Origin of the sequence: Thermanaerovibrio acidaminovorans DSM 6589 (assembly GCF_000024905.1) — a bacterium.
Taxonomy (GTDB): domain Bacteria; phylum Synergistota; class Synergistia; order Synergistales; family Synergistaceae; genus Thermanaerovibrio; species Thermanaerovibrio acidaminovorans.
On the sequence record NC_013522.1, the window covers coordinates 1,281,702 to 1,301,126 of the forward strand.

General features: G+C 66.6%; 20 protein-coding genes. 2 read left to right on the plus strand and 18 right to left on the minus strand.

Annotated elements, in window-relative coordinates; all coding sequences use genetic code 11:
• The 11 genes from groES to thrC form a co-directional block, all read right to left on the minus strand.
• Positions 1-291, minus strand: coding sequence for a co-chaperone GroES (groES, locus tag TACI_RS06340; protein WP_006583188.1), 291 nt, complete (start codon positions 289-291; stop codon positions 1-3).
• 219 nt (positions 292-510) lie between these two features.
• On the minus strand, positions 511-1,539 hold the full coding sequence (tsaD, locus tag TACI_RS06345) for a tRNA (adenosine(37)-N6)-threonylcarbamoyltransferase complex transferase subunit TsaD (protein WP_012869975.1): 1,029 nt from the start codon (positions 1,537-1,539) through the stop codon (positions 511-513).
• Complete coding sequence (locus TACI_RS09145) at positions 1,536-1,718, minus strand: hypothetical protein (protein WP_165442276.1); 183 nt, start codon at positions 1,716-1,718, stop codon at positions 1,536-1,538. Before TACI_RS09145 ends, tsaD begins: the two co-directional genes overlap by 4 nt.
• Before the next feature lie 32 nt (positions 1,719-1,750).
• Positions 1,751-2,266 (minus strand): hypothetical protein, encoded by a 516-nt coding sequence (locus TACI_RS06350; protein WP_242601080.1) that lies wholly within the window; start codon positions 2,264-2,266, stop codon positions 1,751-1,753.
• Between the two features lie 18 nt (positions 2,267-2,284).
• On the minus strand, positions 2,285-3,862 hold the full coding sequence (gene murJ, locus TACI_RS06355; RefSeq protein WP_242601081.1) for a murein biosynthesis integral membrane protein MurJ: 1,578 nt from the start codon (positions 3,860-3,862) through the stop codon (positions 2,285-2,287).
• A complete protein-coding gene (lptB, locus tag TACI_RS06360) occupies positions 3,859-4,596 on the minus strand; it encodes an LPS export ABC transporter ATP-binding protein (protein WP_012869978.1) in 738 nt (245 codons plus the stop codon). Before lptB ends, murJ begins: the two co-directional genes overlap by 4 nt.
• Positions 4,593-5,438 (minus strand): LptA/OstA family protein, encoded by an 846-nt coding sequence (locus TACI_RS06365; RefSeq protein ID WP_012869979.1) that lies wholly within the window; start codon positions 5,436-5,438, stop codon positions 4,593-4,595. Before TACI_RS06365 ends, lptB begins: the two co-directional genes overlap by 4 nt.
• Before the next feature lie 74 nt (positions 5,439-5,512).
• The gene (locus TACI_RS06370; protein ID WP_012869980.1) at positions 5,513-6,508 is read right to left on the minus strand and encodes an aspartate-semialdehyde dehydrogenase; all 996 of its coding nucleotides are present in this window, start codon (positions 6,506-6,508) and stop codon (positions 5,513-5,515) included.
• Complete coding sequence (locus TACI_RS06375) at positions 6,508-7,740, minus strand: aspartate kinase (protein WP_012869981.1); 1,233 nt, start codon at positions 7,738-7,740, stop codon at positions 6,508-6,510. The genes TACI_RS06370 and TACI_RS06375 overlap by 1 nt, the downstream gene beginning before the upstream one ends.
• 5 nt (positions 7,741-7,745) lie before the next feature.
• Positions 7,746-8,690, minus strand: a complete 945-nt coding sequence (gene thrB, locus TACI_RS06380; RefSeq protein ID WP_012869982.1) for a homoserine kinase — start codon at positions 8,688-8,690, stop codon at positions 7,746-7,748.
• Entirely contained in the window at positions 8,687-9,721 is a 1,035-nt protein-coding gene (thrC, locus tag TACI_RS06385) for a threonine synthase (protein WP_012869983.1), read from the minus strand. The genes thrB and thrC overlap by 4 nt, the downstream gene beginning before the upstream one ends.
• A gap of 490 nt (positions 9,722-10,211) precedes the next feature.
• Between thrC and greA the strand changes: the two genes are divergently transcribed.
• Both greA and TACI_RS06395 read left to right on the plus strand, forming a co-directional pair.
• The gene (greA, locus tag TACI_RS06390; protein WP_012869984.1) at positions 10,212-10,706 is read left to right on the plus strand and encodes a transcription elongation factor GreA; all 495 of its coding nucleotides are present in this window, start codon (positions 10,212-10,214) and stop codon (positions 10,704-10,706) included.
• 78 nt (positions 10,707-10,784) lie between these two features.
• Positions 10,785-12,047 carry an ArsB/NhaD family transporter gene (locus tag TACI_RS06395; protein ID WP_242601082.1) on the plus strand — a complete coding sequence of 421 codons (1,263 nt, stop codon included), beginning with the start codon at positions 10,785-10,787 and terminating at the stop codon, positions 12,045-12,047.
• On the opposite strand, the gene TACI_RS06400 is transcribed toward TACI_RS06395, so the two are convergent.
• From TACI_RS06400 to TACI_RS06430, 7 genes are read right to left on the minus strand one after another with little or no spacing between them, the layout of a single operon-like run.
• A complete protein-coding gene (locus tag TACI_RS06400) occupies positions 12,030-12,980 on the minus strand; it encodes a D-alanine--D-alanine ligase family protein (RefSeq protein WP_012869986.1) in 951 nt (316 codons plus the stop codon). The genes TACI_RS06395 and TACI_RS06400 overlap by 18 nt on opposite strands.
• Before the next feature lie 5 nt (positions 12,981-12,985).
• Positions 12,986-14,707 (minus strand): LPS-assembly protein LptD, encoded by a 1,722-nt coding sequence (locus tag TACI_RS06405; RefSeq protein ID WP_012869987.1) that lies wholly within the window; start codon positions 14,705-14,707, stop codon positions 12,986-12,988.
• Positions 14,708-15,262 (minus strand): hypothetical protein, encoded by a 555-nt coding sequence (locus TACI_RS06410; protein WP_012869988.1) that lies wholly within the window; start codon positions 15,260-15,262, stop codon positions 14,708-14,710.
• Positions 15,252-16,343, minus strand: coding sequence for a hypothetical protein (locus TACI_RS06415; RefSeq protein ID WP_012869989.1), 1,092 nt, complete (start codon positions 16,341-16,343; stop codon positions 15,252-15,254). Before TACI_RS06415 ends, TACI_RS06410 begins: the two co-directional genes overlap by 11 nt.
• A gap of 22 nt (positions 16,344-16,365) precedes the next feature.
• A complete protein-coding gene (locus TACI_RS06420; protein ID WP_012869990.1) occupies positions 16,366-16,809 on the minus strand; it encodes a hypothetical protein in 444 nt (147 codons plus the stop codon).
• Positions 16,806-17,798, minus strand: coding sequence for a hypothetical protein (locus TACI_RS06425; RefSeq protein ID WP_012869991.1), 993 nt, complete (start codon positions 17,796-17,798; stop codon positions 16,806-16,808). Before TACI_RS06425 ends, TACI_RS06420 begins: the two co-directional genes overlap by 4 nt.
• 34 nt (positions 17,799-17,832) lie before the next feature.
• Positions 17,833-19,425, minus strand: coding sequence for a CTP synthase (locus tag TACI_RS06430; protein WP_012869992.1), 1,593 nt, complete (start codon positions 19,423-19,425; stop codon positions 17,833-17,835).

Sequence of the window (19,425 nt, forward strand, 5' to 3'; positions counted from 1 at the left end):
TTACTTCTCAACGATGGCGAGCACGTCCCGCTCGCTCAGGATCAGGTACTCCTGGCCGTCGAACTTGACCTCCGTGCCGGAGTACTTGCTGTAGATCACCCGGTTGCCCACCTTGACCTCCATGGGAAGGCGCTGGCCGTTATCCAGAACCCTGCCGGTGCCCACCGCCACAACCTCGCCCTCCACGGGCTTCTCCTTGACGGTGTCGGGAAGCACTATGCCCCCCTTGGTCATCTCCTCCTTCTCCACCGCCTTCACCACCAGACGGTCGCCAAGAGGCCTAAGCTGCATCTAAATCCCTCCTCCTTGGAGTTTGGTTTTGCCTCATCCCGGACCGGGGCTCCCCGGTTCCGTGTTAGCACTCCCATGTGCCGAGTGCTAAACCTTGCAGGTGAAAGTCTATTCAATGGGGGCCCACATCTCAAGAACGATCAGCGCCAAATAAAACCGGTTAGAGCGGATATAACCCGCCCTAACCGGCCAAAGCTCTGTTTTTTGATGTTTTTTGACTTAGCGGCTCAACTCCCAGGAGGGGTCCGCCCGGAAGCTGAGGTCGTCCCTGACACCACGCCGGTAGGCCCAAAGACCAGCGGCGGCCACCATGGCGGCGTTGTCGGTACACAGCTCCAGGGGGGGCAGGTAGACCCGGACCCTCCCGCCGGAGGAGCCCGCCAGGTCCTCCAGCCTCCGGCGAAGCTCCCGGTTGGCCGCCACGCCCCCGGACACCGCCACGGTCCGGACCCCGGTCTGGTTCATGGCCAGCTTCACCTTGGACACCAGGGACTCCACCGCCGCCCTCTGAAAGGAGGCGCAAAGGTCCGGCACCGAAAGGGCCTCCCCCTCCCGACGCACCAGCCAGAGCACCGCGGTCTTGAGACCGCTGAAGCTGAACTCCACCTGGGAGCTCCCCTTGAAGGGCACCGGCAACTGGTACCTGTCCGGGTCCCCCTCCCGGGCCAGGCGGTCGATCACCGGCCCACCGGGGTACCCCAGCCCAAGCATCTTGGCCACCTTGTCGTAGGCCTCCCCCACCGCGTCGTCCCGGGTGGCCCCCAGCAGCCGGTAGTCCCCGAAGGACCTGACCAGGTGAACCTCCGTGTGGCCCCCGGACACAATGAGGCACAGGAACGGGGGCTTGAGATCCGGGTGGGCCAGCACGTTGGCGAAGAGGTGCCCCTCCATGTGGTTCACCCCCATGATGGGCACCTCCCAACCCTGGGACAGTCCCTTGGCGGCCATAACCCCCACCAGCAGGGAGCCCATGAGGCCCGGCCCGGCGGTAACCGCTATGAGGGACAGCTGCCTCATGGGGTTGGAGACCCCCGCCTGCCACAGACACCTGCGCACCAGCCCCATGATGGCCTCCTGGTGGCGGCGGCTGGCCAGCTCGGGGACCACCCCCCCGTGAGGGGCGTGGTCCTCCACCTGGCTCATCACCAGCGAGGCCCGGATCCTCCTGGGCTCCTCCAGTACCGCCACCGCGGTGTCATCACAGCTGCTCTCGATCCCCAGGACCAGAAAGGGGGAGTCCATGGTCATCCGCAGGAACAACTGCCGCAGGTGCCGCACCGGGAGCCGCCACAGGAACAGGACTTGCGCCGCTCCCCCGACTCGTGGATCAGCACCTTGCACCGACAGTGGGGACAGGAACTAAGGTGCTTATCCGACTGGATCCTCCTGCCACACTCAACACAACGATAGACGTGCAAAGCAAACACCTCCGGAAAATAGATCCGTCCGCCCCCGGCCCTCACCGGGAGACCTTCAGCTCCGCCCTGTCCTCCCCGTAGCCCACTGGGATGAAGGACCCGGGCTTGACCGTCACCGGCGCCAGGACGCCGAAGAAGCTCTCCTCCCCGGAGGAGAGCTCGGTGAGCATCCGGTCCTCCCTGGTGAGGAGGAGCTCTCTCCTGAGGGGGACCCCTATTATGAGCCTGTTAAGGTCCACCGTGAAGGGCTTATTGGCCCTCACCGCCACCGCGAAGAGGCTGTGCCCCCGGGGTACCGAGTCCAGCTTCTGAACCTGGTCAACCAGCCACTGGGGCGGGAACTGGGCCCTGGATAGGGCCTCCGCTAGGCGCCGGTTGACCCAGATCACCTCCACGGTCCCCCGGGACCCGATCACCATGTCCCCCAGCACCTGCCCCTCCACGTGGAACCGGACCCCCTGGGACTGAAGCACCCGCTCCAGCTCCTCGTCCATGGCCCAGGAGCAGGGAGCAACCAGTAGGGCCAAGAGCACTGCCACGAACCAACGCAAACCCACCCCAGGATTCCTCATACCCTATCTCATCTCCCTTCTGCCTCCGGAGCGGCGAAGCAGCCGCAGCTCCTCAAGGCCCACCAGGGCCGCGCAACCGAAGTACGACACCACCGCCAGGACGCCGCAGAGGACGAACCACCCAACCCGGGCCCCAACCCCCCCCTGGTAAGGGTAGCCTAGAAAGCCCCCGTAGGCCCCGAGGGTCACCGTAAGGGCCAGGAGGGGGAGGCCCTGCCTAACAGCCCACCGGAGGTCCAATAGCCCCAGGGGGAGCCCCATCCGGCGGGATATGGCCAGCCCCCCGGCGATGGACGCCAGGAGGAAGGCCAGGGAGGTCCCAAGCGCCAGGCCCGAGTAGGACATGAACCTCATGAGCACCGCCCCCAGGACCAGGTTGGACACCACCGTAACGCCCGTTACCCCCATGGCGGCCCGAGCCATGCCCCTGGCGTAGAGGGCCCGCATTATCACCGAGTTGCAGCTCATGAACACCAGCCCCAGGCCGTACATCCTGAGGGCCCCGGAGGTGGCCTCCAGGGCCCACGGGCCAAAGGCCCCCCGGTAGAACAGAAGGTGCACCGTGGGGCGGGCGAAGAGGACAAGCCCCACCGACACGGGAAGCACCACCAGCAGGTTGAACCGGAGGGCGTCCCGCAGGAAGTCCCGGAAGGAGGCCACGTCCTCCGGGTCTATCCGGGAGAGCATGGGGAGCACCGCCTGGGAGGTGGCCACCACGAAGAGCCCAAGCGGTAGCTGAAGGACCCGGTCCGCGTAGTTCAGCGCCGATATGGCGCCGCTCTCCAGGAACGACGCCAGCATCCGGCTTATGACCGGGTTCAGCTGGTTCAGCGATAGCCCCGCCGCGTAGGGAAGGAACAGCTTGAGCATTCGCTTTAGGTCCGGATCCTCCAGGTCCGGCCGCTCCGGCGCCAGCGGCACCCCGCAGCGATAGCTCCAGACCCACTGGAGGGCCATCTGGGATGCCCCACCCATCATCACCGCCGCCACCAGATGCCACACGGTCACCTTGGGGTACCAGACCCATACCGACAGGATGAACACCAGGTTGCTCAGGGCGGGGGCCACCGCGGGGACGAAGAACCTGTCCAGGCTGTTCAACACCCCCATGGCCAGGGCGGCGGTGGACATGAAGAACAGGAAGGGGAACAGGGCGGCGGTGACCCGGGCGGTGTGGGCCCGCTCCTCGGGGGAGAAGCCCGGGGCCATTAGGGACACCAGCTGGCCGGAGGACAGGATCCCCAGGATCACCGCCACCAGGGTGCATCCGATCAGCACCGCTGAGGCCTGCCGGGCCAGGCGGGCCGCCCGGTCCATCCCCCGGTCCCTGAGAACTCGGGTGAAGACCGGCACGAATGCGGCGGACAGTGCCCCCTCGGCCAGTAGCTGCCTCGCCAGGTTGGCCAGGGTATAGGCCACGTAGAAGGAGTCCAGCTGGCGGGTGGCGCCGAAGACCGCGGCGGTTATCATCTCCCGGACCAGCCCCAACACCCGGCTCGCCAGGGTCCCCACCGTCATCCTCAGGGCGTTGCCCACCATCCGGGACATGGACGCCCCGGGGGATCGGTTAGGCTGGGTCACCAACTGAAACCCTCCCCCAGGTAGAACTTACGGGCCACCTCGCTCTGGGCCACCTCATCGGGGGTACCGTGGACCACCACCCGGCCCTGGTGGATAAGGTAGGTCTCGTCGGTTATGCTCAGGGTCTCCCGGACGTTGTGGTCCGTGAGGAGCACCCCGTAGCCCTTCTCCTTCAGGGCCAGGATCATCTGCTGGATGTCGTAGACCGCTATGGGGTCTATGCCGCTGAAGGGCTCGTCCAGAAGGAGGAACGAGGGCCTTAAGGCCACGCAACGGGCGATCTCCACCCTCCGGCGCTCCCCGCCGCTAAGGGCGTAGCCCTTGGTGTCCCCTATGTGACCTATGCCGAACTCCTCCAGGAGCTGGTCCACCCGGGGCAGGTAGTCCCCCGGGGACCAACCCAGCTCCTGGAACACCAGCTCCAGGTTCTCCCGCACCGTCAGGTTCCTGAAGATGGAGGCCTCCTGGGGCAGGTAGCCCAGCCCCCGCCGGGCCCGCTGATACATGGGGAGGTGGGTCACATCCTCCTGGTCGATCAGCACCGACCCCTCGTCGGGCCTTATGCGCCCCACGGTCATGTAGAAGGTGGTGCTCTTCCCTGCCCCGTTGGGCCCCAGAAGCCCGGTGACGGAGCCCCGGCGGACCTGGAAGGACACCCGGTCCACCACCCGCCGGCCCCGGTAGCTCTTGGCCACCTGGACCACGCTCAACGTCCCGACCCGGGGCTCGTTCACCGCTTTTCCCCCTCGCTTCCCCCGTCCCTCACCGGGAAGGTCACCTGGATGGCCCCCTGGGCCTCCAGCCTCCGGGCGGCGATGTGGTAGACCATACGCTGGGCGGATATGGTCCTGCCGCCCTCCTGAACCGCCCTGGCGGAGCCCGATACGGTCAGGGTGTCGTCCGCCACGGAGTAGGACCCCCTATCTCCCGTGAGGACCGTCCGCCTCCCCTCCCGGTCCCGGGTGACGAAGGTGAGGTCCCCCTCCGCAGTGGCGGAGAGCACCTGGTCGTTCCGGCCCAGGGTGCCATCCACCCGCCGGGCGGAGACCTCGAAGCCCCCCTTGAGGTCCGCGTACCTCCGGACGTTCACCCCCGAGAAGGAGGCCCCCTCCCGCTGGACCTGGTCCGCGTCCACCTGGCGACCCAGGAACGTACCCTTGATCGCCCCCTTCAGAACGTAGCTCCGCCCGCTCGAGTCCCAGCGGGCGCTCTGGCAGGTGATGGTCTCGTCCCCCCGGGTGGCCCGGACGTTGCCCTGGGCCGACAGGGAGTAGCCGCCCCCCTTGAGGGAGTTCACCTGGATGGTCTGGGCCCTTACGGTCACGTTGTCCCTCCTGGACACCGCCACCGCGTCGCCCCGGAGGGTGAAACTATGGCCGTCCACGGTCCCCTCCCCCACGGAGCCCCGGGCCTCCAGCTGGTCCTTCCGGACCACCACATCCCCCTCCGCCCGGAAGCGCTCCGTGCGGGGGTCGTAGTCCAGCCGATGGGCGGTGAGCTGAACCTGCCCCGCCAGGGCCCCGGCGGCCATGGCCGCCCAGATAAGGACCCCAAGGGCCAAACGAAAGGTCTTCATCCGATCTACCTCCCCAAAACTTAAAGGACGCCCCGAGGGGCGCCCCTATTCTACCATTCATGGGATACCGGATATCACCCGGCGAAGAGGGCCTCTGCGATCTGGACCGCGTTCAGCGCCGCCCCCTTGAGTAGGTTGTCGGACACCACCCACATGGCGAGCCCGTTCTCCAGCCCCGTGTCGGGCCTTATCCGGCCCACCAGCACGTCCCCCAGGCCCGCCCCGTCCCTGGGGGTGGGGTAGAGGGCCGCATCTGGGTCATCCACCACCCGGACGCCGGGGAAGGCCTCCAGCAGTTCCCGGGCCTCCCGGGGATTCACGGGCTCCTGGAACGAGGCGCTTATGGCCTCCCCGTGGCAGCTGAAGGTGGGGACCCGGACGGTGGTGACGCTCACCCGGAGGTCCTCCATGTCCAGGATCTTCCTGGACTCCCTCACCATCTTCCACTCCTCCTCGGATATTCCATCCCGGTCGAAGGGGCCTATGTGGGGGAGCAGGTTGAACGCCACGTCCCGGGGGTAGACCGAGGGAGAGAAATCCTCCCCCCGGAGGAACGCCTGGGAGGCGGCCCTCAGCTCCTCCACCGCCCGCTTGCCGGTGCCCGAAACGGACTGGTAAGTGGCGGCGGAGAAGTACCGAAGGCCATATCGCCGGTGAAGGGGATAGAGGGTCATGAGGGCCTGGATGGTGGCGCAGTTGGGGTTGGCCACGATCCCCCGGTGGTTGCCCAGGTGGTGGGGGTTGATCTCCGGGACCACCAGGGGGACCTGGGGATCCATCCTCCAGGCGGAGCTGTTGTCCACCACCACCGCCCCCCTTGAGGCCGCCACCGGCACCCACCTCTTGGAGGGCCCGGATCCGGCGGAGAATAGGGCCAGGTCCACCCGGTGGAAGTGGCGCTCCTCCACGGGGAAAACCTCTATCTCCTCCCCCCTGAAGATGACCCTCTTCCCCGCGGACCTCTCGGATCCCAGGGGGATCACCCTCTCCACCGGAAGCCTGCTCCCCTCCAGCACCCTGAGCATCCATCCCCCCACGAGCCCGGTGGCCCCAAGCACCGCCACCCGCATCAGAAGGACGCCTCCTCCACGAAGGCCTCGTGCAGGGCCCGGACCGCATCCTCGCAGCGGTCCGCGGACAGCACGCAGGTGAGCGAGAGGGCGTTGGAGGAGATCATGTCTATGTTGATGCCCTCCTCCGCCAGGGTCTCGAACATCCTGACCGGCAGCTCCGGGTGGTTGGCCATGCAGGCCCCCACCACCGAGACCCGGGCCACCTCGGAGTCGAAGCTGACCCCCTGGGCGTCCACCTGAGAGCAGAACTCCTGGGTCACATCGATGGCGTCGTCCAGGGAGGACTTCTTAACCAGGAACGTCATGTCCGTCAGCCCCCCCCTCATGGTGTTCTGGACGATCATCTCCGCCCCTATCCCCCGCCGCTCCAGGCTCCTGAACAGCCGGGCCGCCACGCCGGGCATGTCCGGTGCCCCTATCACGGTTATCTTGGCCACGTTGGTGTCGTGCACCACCGCCCTTATCACCAGTCCCTCGCTAACCGGGTTCGACATGACCCACGTCCCCTCCTCTTCATCGGTGAAGCTGGACCCCACGTAAAGGGGCACCTGATATCGCATGGCCATCTCCACGCTCCTGGCCTGGAGCATCTTGGCCCCCAGGGCGGACATCTCCATGCACTCCTCGTAGCTCAGGACCTTCAGCTTCCTGGCCCCCCTTACCACCCTGGGGTCCGCGGACATTATCCCCGCCACGTCCTTGAGAATCTGGCAGCTGTGGGCTCCCAGGGCCGCCGCCAGGGCCACGGCGGACAGGTCCGAGCCCCCCCGCCCAAGGGTTATCAGGTCCCCCCGGTCGGTCACCGCCTGGAAGCCGGTCACCACCGGCACCACCCCGTTTGCCAGGGTCTCCTCCACCTCCTGGGCGTCCACCCGGTAGATCCTCCCCTCCATGGGAAAGCCCACCGCCTTGAACCCCGCCTGGGGGGCGGTGAAGGACTGGGCCATCACCCCCTCCGCCTTGAGGGCCAGAGCCAAGAGGGCCGCGCTCTGCTGCTCCCCGGTGGCCAAAAGTTGATCCAGCTCCCTCCCGTCTAACCGGACGTTCACGTCCCGGGCCAGGGATATGAGCCGGTCGGTGGTCTTCCCCATGGCGGACACCACCACCGCCACCCGGAAGCCCCGGTCCATCTCGGACCTGACCCGCCGGGCCACCTCCCTCATCCTGGCGGGATCCGCCACGGAGCTGCCTCCGAACTTGAGCACCGTCAATGGAAGGCCCCGATCCATGGACCTCACCTCCCACCTATCCGCCTGACCTCGGCGCCCCTGGGTGGGCACCTGAGAACGAAGAACTTGGACCTGACCCCGTTCTCCCGGAAGGTGCCGCACATGGCCTGGGCAACCAGGCTGGGGGAGCCCTTCACCAGGGCTATTACGCTGGGGCCCGAGCCGCTTATGGCCACCCCAAGGCACCCCTGCACGTCCGAGACCCGCTCCATTATCTGATCCCCACCGGGGAATAGCTTGGCCCGGTAGGGCTGATGTAGCCGGTCGTCCATGCCGAGCCGGAGCAGGTCGTACCTGCCCATGGCCCAGGCGGAGGCCAGCATGGCGGCCCGGCCCACGTTGAAGACCGCGTCGTGGAAGTCCACCCGGCTGGGCAGGGCGCTCCGGGCCTCTTGGGTACTAACCTTCACGTCCGGCACCGCCACCACCGCCAGCAGGTCCTCCGGGGGCTGGGGGAGCTTAAGGTGCCTAACCGCCCCACCGCTGACGCAGCTGACCACCACGCCGCCGGTTAAGCAGGGCACCACGTTGTCCGGATGTCCCTCCAGGGAGACCATGATCTCCAGCAGGAGCTCCTCCGAGGGCTTGGCCCGGGCCAGCTCCGCCCCCATGAGGACCCCCGCCACCACCGCGGAGGCGGAGCTGCCGAGCCCCCGGCTCATGGGGATGGCGTTGTGGCACCTAACCCACAGGCCTGGACGCTCCCCCTGGGGCACCCCCAGGGCCTCCAGGGCCCCAAGGTAGCTCCTGATCAGCAGGTTCTCCTCCGGCGGGACCGGATCCTCCAGGGCCCCCTCCCCTATCACCTCCACCTTGAACTGCCCGGGGGGCAACTCCTCCATCAGGTCGAACACGTTGTACAGGGACAGCGCCATGCCCAACGCGTCGAACCCGGGCCCAAGGTTCGCGCTGGTGGCCGGGGCCTTGATGGAAATTAGGGGCCTCCTCACGGGATCACCCCCTCCAGGGTCTCCAGGGAGTCCTCCAACTCCACCACCGATCCAGCGGACCGCAATGGGGTCTCCACGTCCTTCAGGCCGTTGCCGGTGAGCACCATGACCACCCGGATCCCCCGGGGTAGCCGCCCCTCCCGGGCCAGCTTGCGGAGCCCCGCTAGGGGTGTGCAGGAGGCGGGCTCCGCGAAGAGGCCACACCGGGCCAGGTCCATCTGGGCCCTCAGGATCTCCCGGTCCTCCACCGCCTCGAAGGCCCCGCCGCTCATCATCACCGCCCAGCGGGCCCTCCGGGCGTTCACCGGCCTTCCTATCCTTATGGCGGTGGCCACCGTCTCCGGGTGGTCCGTGAACTGACCGGTCACCATGGGGCAGGCCCCCTGGGCCTGGAAGCCCATCATGACCGGCACCCGGCTTGACCGGCGGCGCCTCATGTAGGCCACGAAACCGGCCCAGTAGGCGGTCACGTTGCCCGCGTTGCCCACCGGGATGGCCAGCCAGTCCGGGGCGTCCCCCAGCTGGTCGCAGATCTCGAAGGCGCCGGACATCTGCCCCCGGAGCCTAAAGGGGTTCACGGAGTTCACGATCCTGTATCCCCGCCTCTCCGCCATGGCCCTGGCCAGCTCCAGGGCTCTGTCGAAGTTGCCCCTCACCGCCGCCACGGTGGCCCCGTATATGAGCGCCTGGGCCACCTTGCCCTTGGCCACGTTGCCGCTGGGGAGCAACACCGTGCACGACAGCCCCCCGCAGGCGGCGTAGGCGGCGGCGGAGGCGGAGGTGTTCCCCGTGGAGGCGCATATGACCCCCCTGGCCCCCTCCTCCATGGCCTTGGAGACCGCCAGGACCATCCCCCGGTCCTTGAATGACCCGGTGGGGTTGGCCCCCTCGAACTTGCCCCAGAGATCCACCCCAAGCTCCTCCCCAAGGGCCCTCAGGGGGACCAGGGGAGTGCTGCCCTCCCCAAGGTCCAGCCTGGGGGTCCTGGGAGTTAGGGGAAAGAAATCGCCGTAACGACCAAGGATGCCCAATGAAGCCACCTCCTCTTATATGTATGCGCAAGGCGACCCCGTCATCAGGAGACGGGGTCGCCGCGGTTCCACTCCAGTTCCGGATCAGCCGATCCGGCCCTCCATCCCGGTATCGCCGGGAACGCGTACGCCTTAATCCCCCCGGGGGGGGTTTCGGCGTCCGCTCCGGGACGGTCTTCCCGGGGCCTGGATGGGGGCCCTCTCAGCCCGTGAGACCCCCTCTCTGTGATCCCGCCGATCCGGTACTCTTCCCTTCATCGCGTTAGCTATAGACCCTTTGGAATGACGCCAATGGGTGGTTAAATTGGGAGGTTTTATACAATATGCTTGACCCCTTGTCAATGGGGGTGCAGGTGAAAATGGTGGGCGCCACGGACGGGAAGGCCCCCTTTCAAAAGACGGCTCCTTGTGGTATATTGCGACATCTGATGGGGCCCCCGGGGGCCCCGGACCTTATGGGTGAACTCTTTCTATCTTGGAGGTAGGGTTTATGGCTGTGCAGCGTTCCGGCGAAGAGCAGGTGATAATGACCCGGGAGGGTTACGAGAAGCTGAAGCAGGAGTTGGCCTCCCTCAGGGGGGATGGAAGGTCCGAGATAGCCTCCAAGCTGGAGGAAGCTCGGGCCTTCGGTGACTTGAGCGAGAACGCGGAGTACCACGCCGCCAAGGAGGAGCAGGAGAAGCTGGAGAGCCGGATCATGTGGCTGGAGTACCAGCTCAGCAAGGCCAAGGTGGTGGAGTCCTCGGACATCGACACCAGCACGGTCAGCCTGGGGGCCACGGTGCAGCTGAGGGACCTGGACACGGGCAACACCTACACCTACGTGCTGGTGGGCTCCGAGGAGGCGGACCCCAAGGCCAACCGGATATCCGCCCAGAGCCCGGTGGGCAAGGCCATAATCGGCCGGGCGGAGGGAGAGGAGGTCATAGTCCGGGTCCCCAAGGGGACCAGGCATCTCAGGATCGAGAGGATATCCGTATCCTAAACTGAACAAACGGGCATCAAATTAGCCTCCCTATGTGAAGGGGGGGCTTTCCCTTGTTGAGTTCATCAAATTAAATACATGAAGGTGATACTGATGGGACGCGATCAGCTGGTGGCCCTGGCGATCTTCGGAGGTACCTACGGGTTGATCATCTCCGAGAAGGTGGATCGCCTGGCGGCCGCCATGGCGGGGATCTGCGCCATGTTGATCATGGGATTGGTGGAGCAGTCGGAGGCCTTCTCGTTCATCGACTTCAACACCATAGGGCTCCTTCTGGGGATGATGATCCTGGTGGGCATAGTGAAGAAGACCGGGCTGGTGGAGCTGGCGGCGGTCCGGGCCATAACCTTGAGCGCCGGCAGTCCGGTGAGACTGCTGGTCCTGCTATCCTCCCTCACCGCCCTCCTGTCCGCCATGCTTGACAACGTGACCACCGTGCTGGTCATGGGCCCCATAATGCTGGCGGTCTGCGACGCCCTGGACCTGAACCCCATGCCCTTCGCCCTCTCCATGATCTTCGCATCCAACATAGGTGGCACCGCCACCTTGGTGGGGGATCCGCCCAACATCCTGATCGGATCCGCCGCCCGGCTATCCTTCAACGACTTCCTCCTCAACATGGCCCCGGTGAGCCTTGTTTGCCTCATCCTATCCCTGGGGATCGTGGTGGTTATCTACCGGAGGGACCTGATGGACCGGCCCAGGGGAGGAGCCTCCTTCAACCATGCCCGCCAGAGGCTGGACAGGCGGCTCACCCCCCGGGTGCTGGCCATAATGGGAGGGGTGCTGGCCGCCTTCCTGCTCCACGGGGTTCTCCACCTGGAGGCGGCCACCATAGCCCTCACCGGCGCCGCCCTGGCGATGCTAACGTGCCCGGTGAACGTGGAGGAGCTCATAACCCACGAGGTGGACTGGACCACCCTGGTCTTCTTCTCCGCCCTCTTCATGCTGGTGGGCACCGTGGACCACCTGGGGGTCATAGAGATGGCCGCCAAGGGGGTGGTGAGCCACGTGGGGGGAAGCCCGCATATCCTCTCCATGACCATCCTCTGGGCCTCCGGGCTCCTCTCCTCAGTACTGGACAACGTTCCCTACGCGGCGGCCATGATCCCCATGGTGAAGAACGTGTCGCACCTGACGGGCTTCCCCCCCGAGCCGCTTTGGTGGTCCCTGGCTCTAGGGGCGTGCCTGGGGGGCAACGGGACCCTGGTTGGGGCCTCCGCCAACGCGGAGAGGAGCGGTTGCCAGATAACCTTCAGGGGCTTCATGAAGACCGGATCGGTGGTCACCATCGCCACCCTGGCGGTCTCCGCCGCCTACGTGCTAATCAGGTATAGCTGATCCGGGCTGAAGGGCCAGCGAGGCCTCGCATATGCGGCGAAGCATCTCCGGGAAGTCCCACCCGAAGGCATTGGCCGCCTTGGGCACCAGGCTGGTGGAGGTCATGCCAGGAGCGGTGTTGACCTCCAGCACCCTTGGTTCCCCGGTCCCCTCCTCCAGCCTCACGTCCACCCGGGAGTAGACCGAGCATCCCATGGCCCGGTAGGCCTCAACCGCCGCCCTGGCCACCGCCTCCGCCTCCTGCTCCGATAGGGGGGCAGGACACAGGTACTCGGTCATCCCCTTGGTGTACTTGCTGCTGTAGTCGTAGAAGCCGCTACGGGGCCTTATCTCCACCGTTGGCAAGGCCTTCGGCCCTTCGGGAGTGTCGAAGACCGCTACGGTAAGCTCCCTCCCCTCTATGAAGCGCTCCACCACCAGCCTACGATCGTAGCGGAACGCCTCATCCAGGGCCCGGTCCAGCCGGGACGGGTGGTCCACTATGCCGATCCCCACGGTGCTGCCGCACCGACAGGGCTTCACCACCAGCCTCCCCCACCGCCGGAGCAGCTCCAACAGCACCCCCTGGTCCATGGAGCCATCAAAGGGGATCCCCTCCGGCACCCTCACTCCCCGGGCCAGCAGGACCCCCCGGGTTATCTCCTTGTCCATGCAGGCCATACAGGCCCCCCAGCGGGGACCCGTGTAGGGTATCCGGTGGGTATCCAGCAGGCACTGCAACGTCCCATCCTCCCCCCAGCCCCCGTGAAGGGCCACGAAGACCAGGTCGAAGGCCCCAGAGAGGGCCCTTTCCACCACCCTCAAGGGGCTGTCCGCGTCCAGCCCCTCCACCGTCCAGCCCAGGGAGGACAGGGCCTCCTTTACCGCCTCTCCGGACCGGAGCGACACCTCCCGCTCGGGGCTGTCGCCCCCATAAGCCACCAGAACCTTCAAATCCGTCACTTTCCTTCCGAAGAGTCGCCGCCGCCGAAGGGGTCCTCCGGGGTGCCTTCCGAGGCAGACTGGGTCTCCAGCCCGCCATATATCTGATCCGCTTGGTCCACCACAGGCTCATAGTAGGTACCATCCTGGAAACCGCTCCTGGGGGCATCGCTTAGCCTCACGTTGACGCCAAACCAAAGATCCCCGCCGGACCGGTTGTCCTTCACCATCAAGTCCCAGGTGAGGCAGTGGTGCTTGTAGGAGACCAAGTAGAGCATCTGGGCCAGGCTTGAAGCTTTGAGATCGTACCCCCACCGGACGGATACCCGCCAGTTGTAGTCCCCCGCGGGATCCCCCAGGTAGAACCCCACGGTTTGGTACAGGCTCTCCGCCTCCGAGTACCGATCCCACTCCATGGGGGAACCGCCGAAGACCCACCTCCTGCCGTAAACGGTGGACATGTCAAGGGAGCCTAGCCTCCAGTCGAGCCCCGCCTCCCCGTAGGTTACGGCCTGATACCCCCCGTCTCCCGAATAATCGTGGTGCCAGTGGGAAAGGTAGATCCTGGGCCTCAAGGCCCCTTCCCGCTGGGCCCATAGGAGCTCGCTGCCCAGGGAGGCCCGCTCGGAGGAGGTGCGCCCCTCCTCGTAGCGGCCGTACATGGCGCTGAGCCGCCCCATGAGGTCCCCCATCCTCATCCAGGGCCCGGCGAGGGACACCTCCGGCTCCCGGTACCGGAAGTAGGTGGTGGTGCTGCCCAGGCTCTTCTCCACCTTGTAGCTCTCCCGCTGGGACCAGGTGACTGAGCCCTCCACCTGCCCCATGGTCCACCGGGCCCCCCAGCTGGGGCGCCACAGCATCTCCTTCGAGTCCGAGTCGTAGACCCGGTTGAGCAGGCCGAACAGGTACCCCCGGTTCCACAGGTCCCACCGGAGGTCCACCCATCCCTCCGGGTCCACCCTAGTCCAGCCGATCACCCCAAGTGAGAGCCGAAGATCCTCGTACAGGAGGGGGCCCGAGACCCCGATCCCAACCCCCTTGTCGGAGTCGTACTTGATGGAGGGCATGAACGAGTCCTCCTGCCGGGACCGGCCACTCCTATCCCTCAACACGTAGTCGAAGGGGTAGCTGAAGAGAAGCGCCCCCCCCAGGTAGACCTTTGGTCTCCTCACCACCGTACCCCTTCCGGGTATCACCAACAGCTCCCGGGCCTTGAGGACGTAGTGGGGCCTCTCCTGGTCGCAGGTGGTGGCGGACACATCCCTCCAAAGGGCCGCCTGCTCATCCCCCTGGGCCCTCTTGAGCCTCTTGGACGTGAGCCCCCTTGATGCCGCCTCGGCGACGGTCATCACCTCCACGTCGGATCCCCTGACGAAGACCCCCTCCGACTCCCCGTGGGCCCCGGTCAGGACCCCCGAGCGGGACTCCAGGTTATACCTCAGGTGGCGGCCCTGGAGGCGGCGGCCCTGGGATATGAGGGTCACCTCTCCCCCGCTGGAGCTGGCCTCCACCAGGCCCCGGTCGGGGTGGTACTCTATCCTATCCGCCAAGAGCCTGACCTGGCCGTGGGTCAGCACCGCGTTGCCCTGGGCCACCGCCAGGCCGCTGTGCTCGTCCACCTCCAGGCTCTCGGCGGTGAGGCGCGCCTCATATGCCCAGGAGGGCATTGACTGGCACAGAAGGAAGAGGGCGGCCAGAAGAAACGCCCCAAGGGAACCCCTTACGATACGAACGAACACCTACCTCACCTCCAAGGTCACCCGGATCCCGCCTCGGAGGGAGATCCGTCCGTCCCGGTGTATAACGCCCCCATCCCCCTGGGCGGTGAACCCATCCCGGCTCACCTTGACACCCCGGGCCAGATCCCACCGGTCCTGGTCCACGTGGTAGACCGCCTCCCCACCGGAGCAGACGTAGTCCCTCCCGGCGGAGCGGAAGGTGCCGCTGAAGTCCAGGGTCTTAACGAAGGTCCCATCCTCGTCGTAGAGCCCCTCCCGGGCGGTCAGTTCCATCACCGGCCGCCCCGATGGCGAGGATCGCCTCACCCGGAAGTCCCAGACCCTCACGGTGCCACCGGACTTCTCCGCCCGTTGGGCCTCCATCAACCACCTCTCCCCCTTTATGGTCCTGTCGATGGAGAGTCCCTGGGCCTCCACGTCCGGCAGGGACCTCAACGTCCCCGCCTCCTTGGCCCTCTCGGGGAGGGACAGGTCCCTATAGAGGAAGAAGGCCCCCACGGCCAGCAGGGCCGCCAGGGGCAACAGGATCTTCATCCTACCAATCCTACCAGTCAATCAGGTAGCGCCCCCCCTCCTCCACCAGCCTCAGCCGCTCCTCCTTGATCATACGGACCATCAGGAACCGCTGGGTGGCGGCAACCTTGGCCCCCTGGTCGGTGATGGACACCTTGTAGCCCTCCTTGAGGGCCCACCGGAAGGGGTGCCCCATGAGCCTCTCGCCGAACTCCCTCCGGCCGGTCCTCTTCTTGGCGGCGGAGGAGAGCATCCCGTAGGCGGCGTCCACGTCCTCCCTGCGCCAGGCCTCCAGGAAGGCCCTCACCGCCTCCTCCCGGGCCCGCCTTGGATCCTCCTTGGGTTTCTCGGGGGCCTCCGGCTTGGGGGCCTCGGGCCTCTGGACCTCAACCTTGGGTGTCTCCGGCGCCTCCTGGGGCTTGGTCTCCGCCCTGGTGGGCTGGGGCCTCTCCGGCGGGGCCTTGGGGGCCTCCGGCTTGGGGGACTGGGGCTTCACGGGCTGGGAGGCCTTGGCCTCCTTGCCGCCCTGCTCCTTGGGGGCCCGCTGGGGCTTCACGTCCTGGACCTTAAGGGCCCTCACCACCGGCGCTCCCATCTCCGGCGCATCGGTTGGGAGCTTGAGGCTCACCGGCGAGGGGAGTATGCCCTTCACGGTGAGCTCGAAGGGGGGCCTGGCCTCCCTGGGGAAGAAGACCAGCCCCTGGACTATGCCGGACATGGGCTGGTCCAGCCGCCGGTCGTAGTCCAGGGGACGGAAGGTCCTGTTCCCCGCCCGGAGGGCAACGTGGTCCCTCAAGGGGGAGAGCTTCAGGGGGCCCCCGAAGACCTGAAAGGTCATCAGGAACGGGCGGGACCTGTCCATCTTGAGGCTGTCCCGAAAGGACCTCTCGTAGGCCTTGAGGTCCTTGGGCCGAACCCTGCCCCTCCTGGCCTCCAGGGCCGCCCAGGGGGCCACCATCTCATCCGGGTAGTGGACCAGCCACACCACGCAACCCTCCCCCCAGGTTATGGCGCTCCACCGGTTGAGCTGCCGGGCCAGCGCCTCCTCCGGGGGCTGGGCCCCCAGGGCCGCCCAGGGGAGGGCCAGGAGGGCCGCCATGAGCAAGGTCAGGGATCGGAACACGGGCAACCCTCCCGCACCGGGGCTATATCCTAAGGTCTATGACCGCCGACACGCCAACCCCCTGGACCCGGCGGAACTGCTGGATGGGGTTCTCGGAGTCGATGGGGACCAGGATCTTGACCCGCAGCTTGTCCTGGAAGGAGGTCTCCAGCTGGGCCACCGCCTTGGTCCTGTCGATGGCCCCCTTGGGCCCCGAGACCTGGGCGGCGCCTATCCTGGTGCCGTCCCCGATGGAGACTATGGGGACCACCTTGGTGGCCGACTGGTTCTCCAGCCCCTTGTTGAAGGTGATGGTGTTTATGAACTTGTTGAGGGGCTCCGCCACGGCGGAGACCAGGAAGCCTCCACCCACCACCCCTATGAGGCTGGAGAGGTCGAAGGCCGAAGCAGGGAAGGCCAGGGCGGTCAAAAGGGCCCCGGTGACGATCAGGTTCTTCAGCTTGCGGTTTCTAACGTTCATTTTCATTTCGCACCTCCTGAGCCGCCGGATCCACCCACCAGCGGCATCATCTCGTTGGTTACGGGATATCCGAACACCTGGGTGTCGGCACCACCGGCGGCCTCAAGGTAGAACTGGGTCCCCGCCGGTATGGTCTTATCGTCCCCCCGGACCAGGAAGCCCCCCGCCAGCCCCAGGGGTCCGAAGATGGCGAGCCCCGCCACGCTGGCCCCGGCGGCCCCGATGGTCCCCCGGTCAAGGTCCGCCGCCCGCTTGGCGTTCTCCCCCAGCACCACCGGCAGCCTCTCGGCCCCCACGGTCTCCAGGTGCTGGAAGGCCAGCTTCACCTCCGAGGGGCGTCCGAAGCTCCTGGGCCCCTCCACCTTGTCCACCTGGGCCATGATCCGGCTCCCCTTGGGGGCCACCAGCACGTTGTTGAGCACCAGGTCCTCCGCCAGCTCCAGCTTGACCCTGTCCGAGGGCTTGGAGGCCCGGGCGGAGAGGGGCTGAAGCAGGGTGACCTTCATCACCGTGCCGGACGGGACGGTCACCAGGGCGGACTGGACGCCGCCGGGCAGGAGCCTGGTTATCATCCGCTCCAGCCTCATGGCCAGGGGCCCCTGCTGTATGGACCCCTCCAGCACCTGCTCCAGGGCCTCTATTCTGGAGGCGGCGAACCTCTCGGAGTTAACCTTCTTGAACAGGGCCCACTCCGCCACCGAAAGCTTGAAGAGGAAGCCCGGCTGGCCCTGGGTCCCCCTGTCCAGGAACTGGACCAGGGCGTTCTGCCTCTCCACCAGGCTACCCGGCAGCTCCCGGCCAAAGAGGTCCCTCTCCGCCCGACCCAGCCGCTCGAAGAGGCCCCCCGCCTGGGGTCCCCCGTAAAGCACCGTCTCCACCCGCTCCAGGCTCTGGGTGAAGCCGGTGGAGACCGCCTCATCCTGGGCCAAGGCCAAACCGGCCACGGTGCCCATCAGGACCAGGGCTAGGCAAAGGGATCTGAAGATCCTGGCCATGGAATCTCACCTCCAAAGATAGGGTTCAAGGGATCTAACGCCCCAGCGCGGCGGCCACGAAGCCCTTGAAGAGCGGGTGGGGCTTGGTGGGCCGGGAGAGGAACTCCGGGTGGAACTGGACACCCACGTACCAGGGGTGATCCCTGAGCTCCAGGATCTCCACCAGGTCCTTCTCCTCGTATATGCCCGCCACCGTCATGCCCGCCTCGGCGAACCGCTTCCGGTAGTCGTTGTTGAACTCGTACCGGTGCCGGTGCCGCTCCATCACCGTCTCGGCCCCGTAGGCCCCTTGGGCCCTGGTGCCTGGGGTGAGCCTGCACGGGTAGGCCCCAAGCCGCATGGTGCCCCCAAGGCGGGAGACGTTGCGCTGCTCCTCCATCAGGTGGATCACCGGGTTCGGCGTGCCCGGGTCCATCTCGGAGCTGTGGGCCGCCGCTATGCCCAACACGTTCCGGGCGAACTCCACCGCCGCCACGTGCATGCCAAGGCAGAGCCCCAGGTAGGGGATCCCGTTGGTCCTGGCGTAGGAGGCCGCCATGATCTTGCCCTCGAAGCCCCGGGAGCCGAACCCGCCGGGGACCAGGATACCCGACACGCCCGCCAGGACCGCCTCGGGACCCTTCTCCTCCACGTCCTCCGCCTCCACGGACCGGACCTTGACCCGGACGCCGTTGGCGGTGCCCGCGTGTCCCAGGGCCTCCACCACGCTCAGGTACGCGTCCTTGAGGCCCGTGTACTTGCCCACCATGGCGATCTCCACCTCCCGCTGGACCGAGGCGGAGGCGTCCAGGAAGGCGTTCCAGTCGGTGAGGTCCAGGGGACCGTAACCCTCCACCCCAAGCTTCCTGAGGACCAGCTCGTCGAACCGCTGGCGGAGCAACTCCATGGGGACCTTGTATATGCTGTCCGCGTCCAGGGCCTCCACCACCGAGTCCTTGGGGACGTTGCAGAAGAGGGCTATCTTGTCCCTTATGTCCCGGTCCAGGGGGTACTGACTGCGGCAGACTATAACGTCCGGCTGGATGCCTATGCGCCGGAGCTCGTTGACGCTGTGCTGGGTGGGCTTGGTCTTCAGCTCCCCCGCGGCCCCTATGTAGGGGATCAGGGTCACGTGGCAGTAGAGCACGTTCTCCCGGCCCACCCGACCGGCGAACTGCCGGATCGACTCAAGGAAGGGCAGACCCTCTATGTCCCCCACGGTGCCCCCTATCTCGGCGATCACCACGTCCCGGTTCTCCGCCACCTTGAGGACCCGCTCCTGGATCTCGTTGGTTATGTGGGGGATCACCTGGACCGTGGCCCCCAGGTAGAGCCCCTCCCGCTCCTTCCTTATCACCGAGGAGTAGATCTTGCCGGTGGTGACGTTGTTGGCCCCCGACAGGGACTCGTCGATGAATCGCTCGTAATGTCCCAGGTCCAGGTCGGTCTCCGCCCCGTCGTCGGTGACGAACACCTCCCCGTGCTGGAAGGGGTTCATGGTCCCCGCATCCACGTTGATGTAGGGATCCAGCTTGATTATGGACACCTTGAGCCCCCGCCGCTTGAGCAGGGCCCCAAGGGATGCGGCGGTTATGCCCTTGCCAAGGGAGGACACAACCCCGCCGGTTACGAACACGAATTTGGCCAT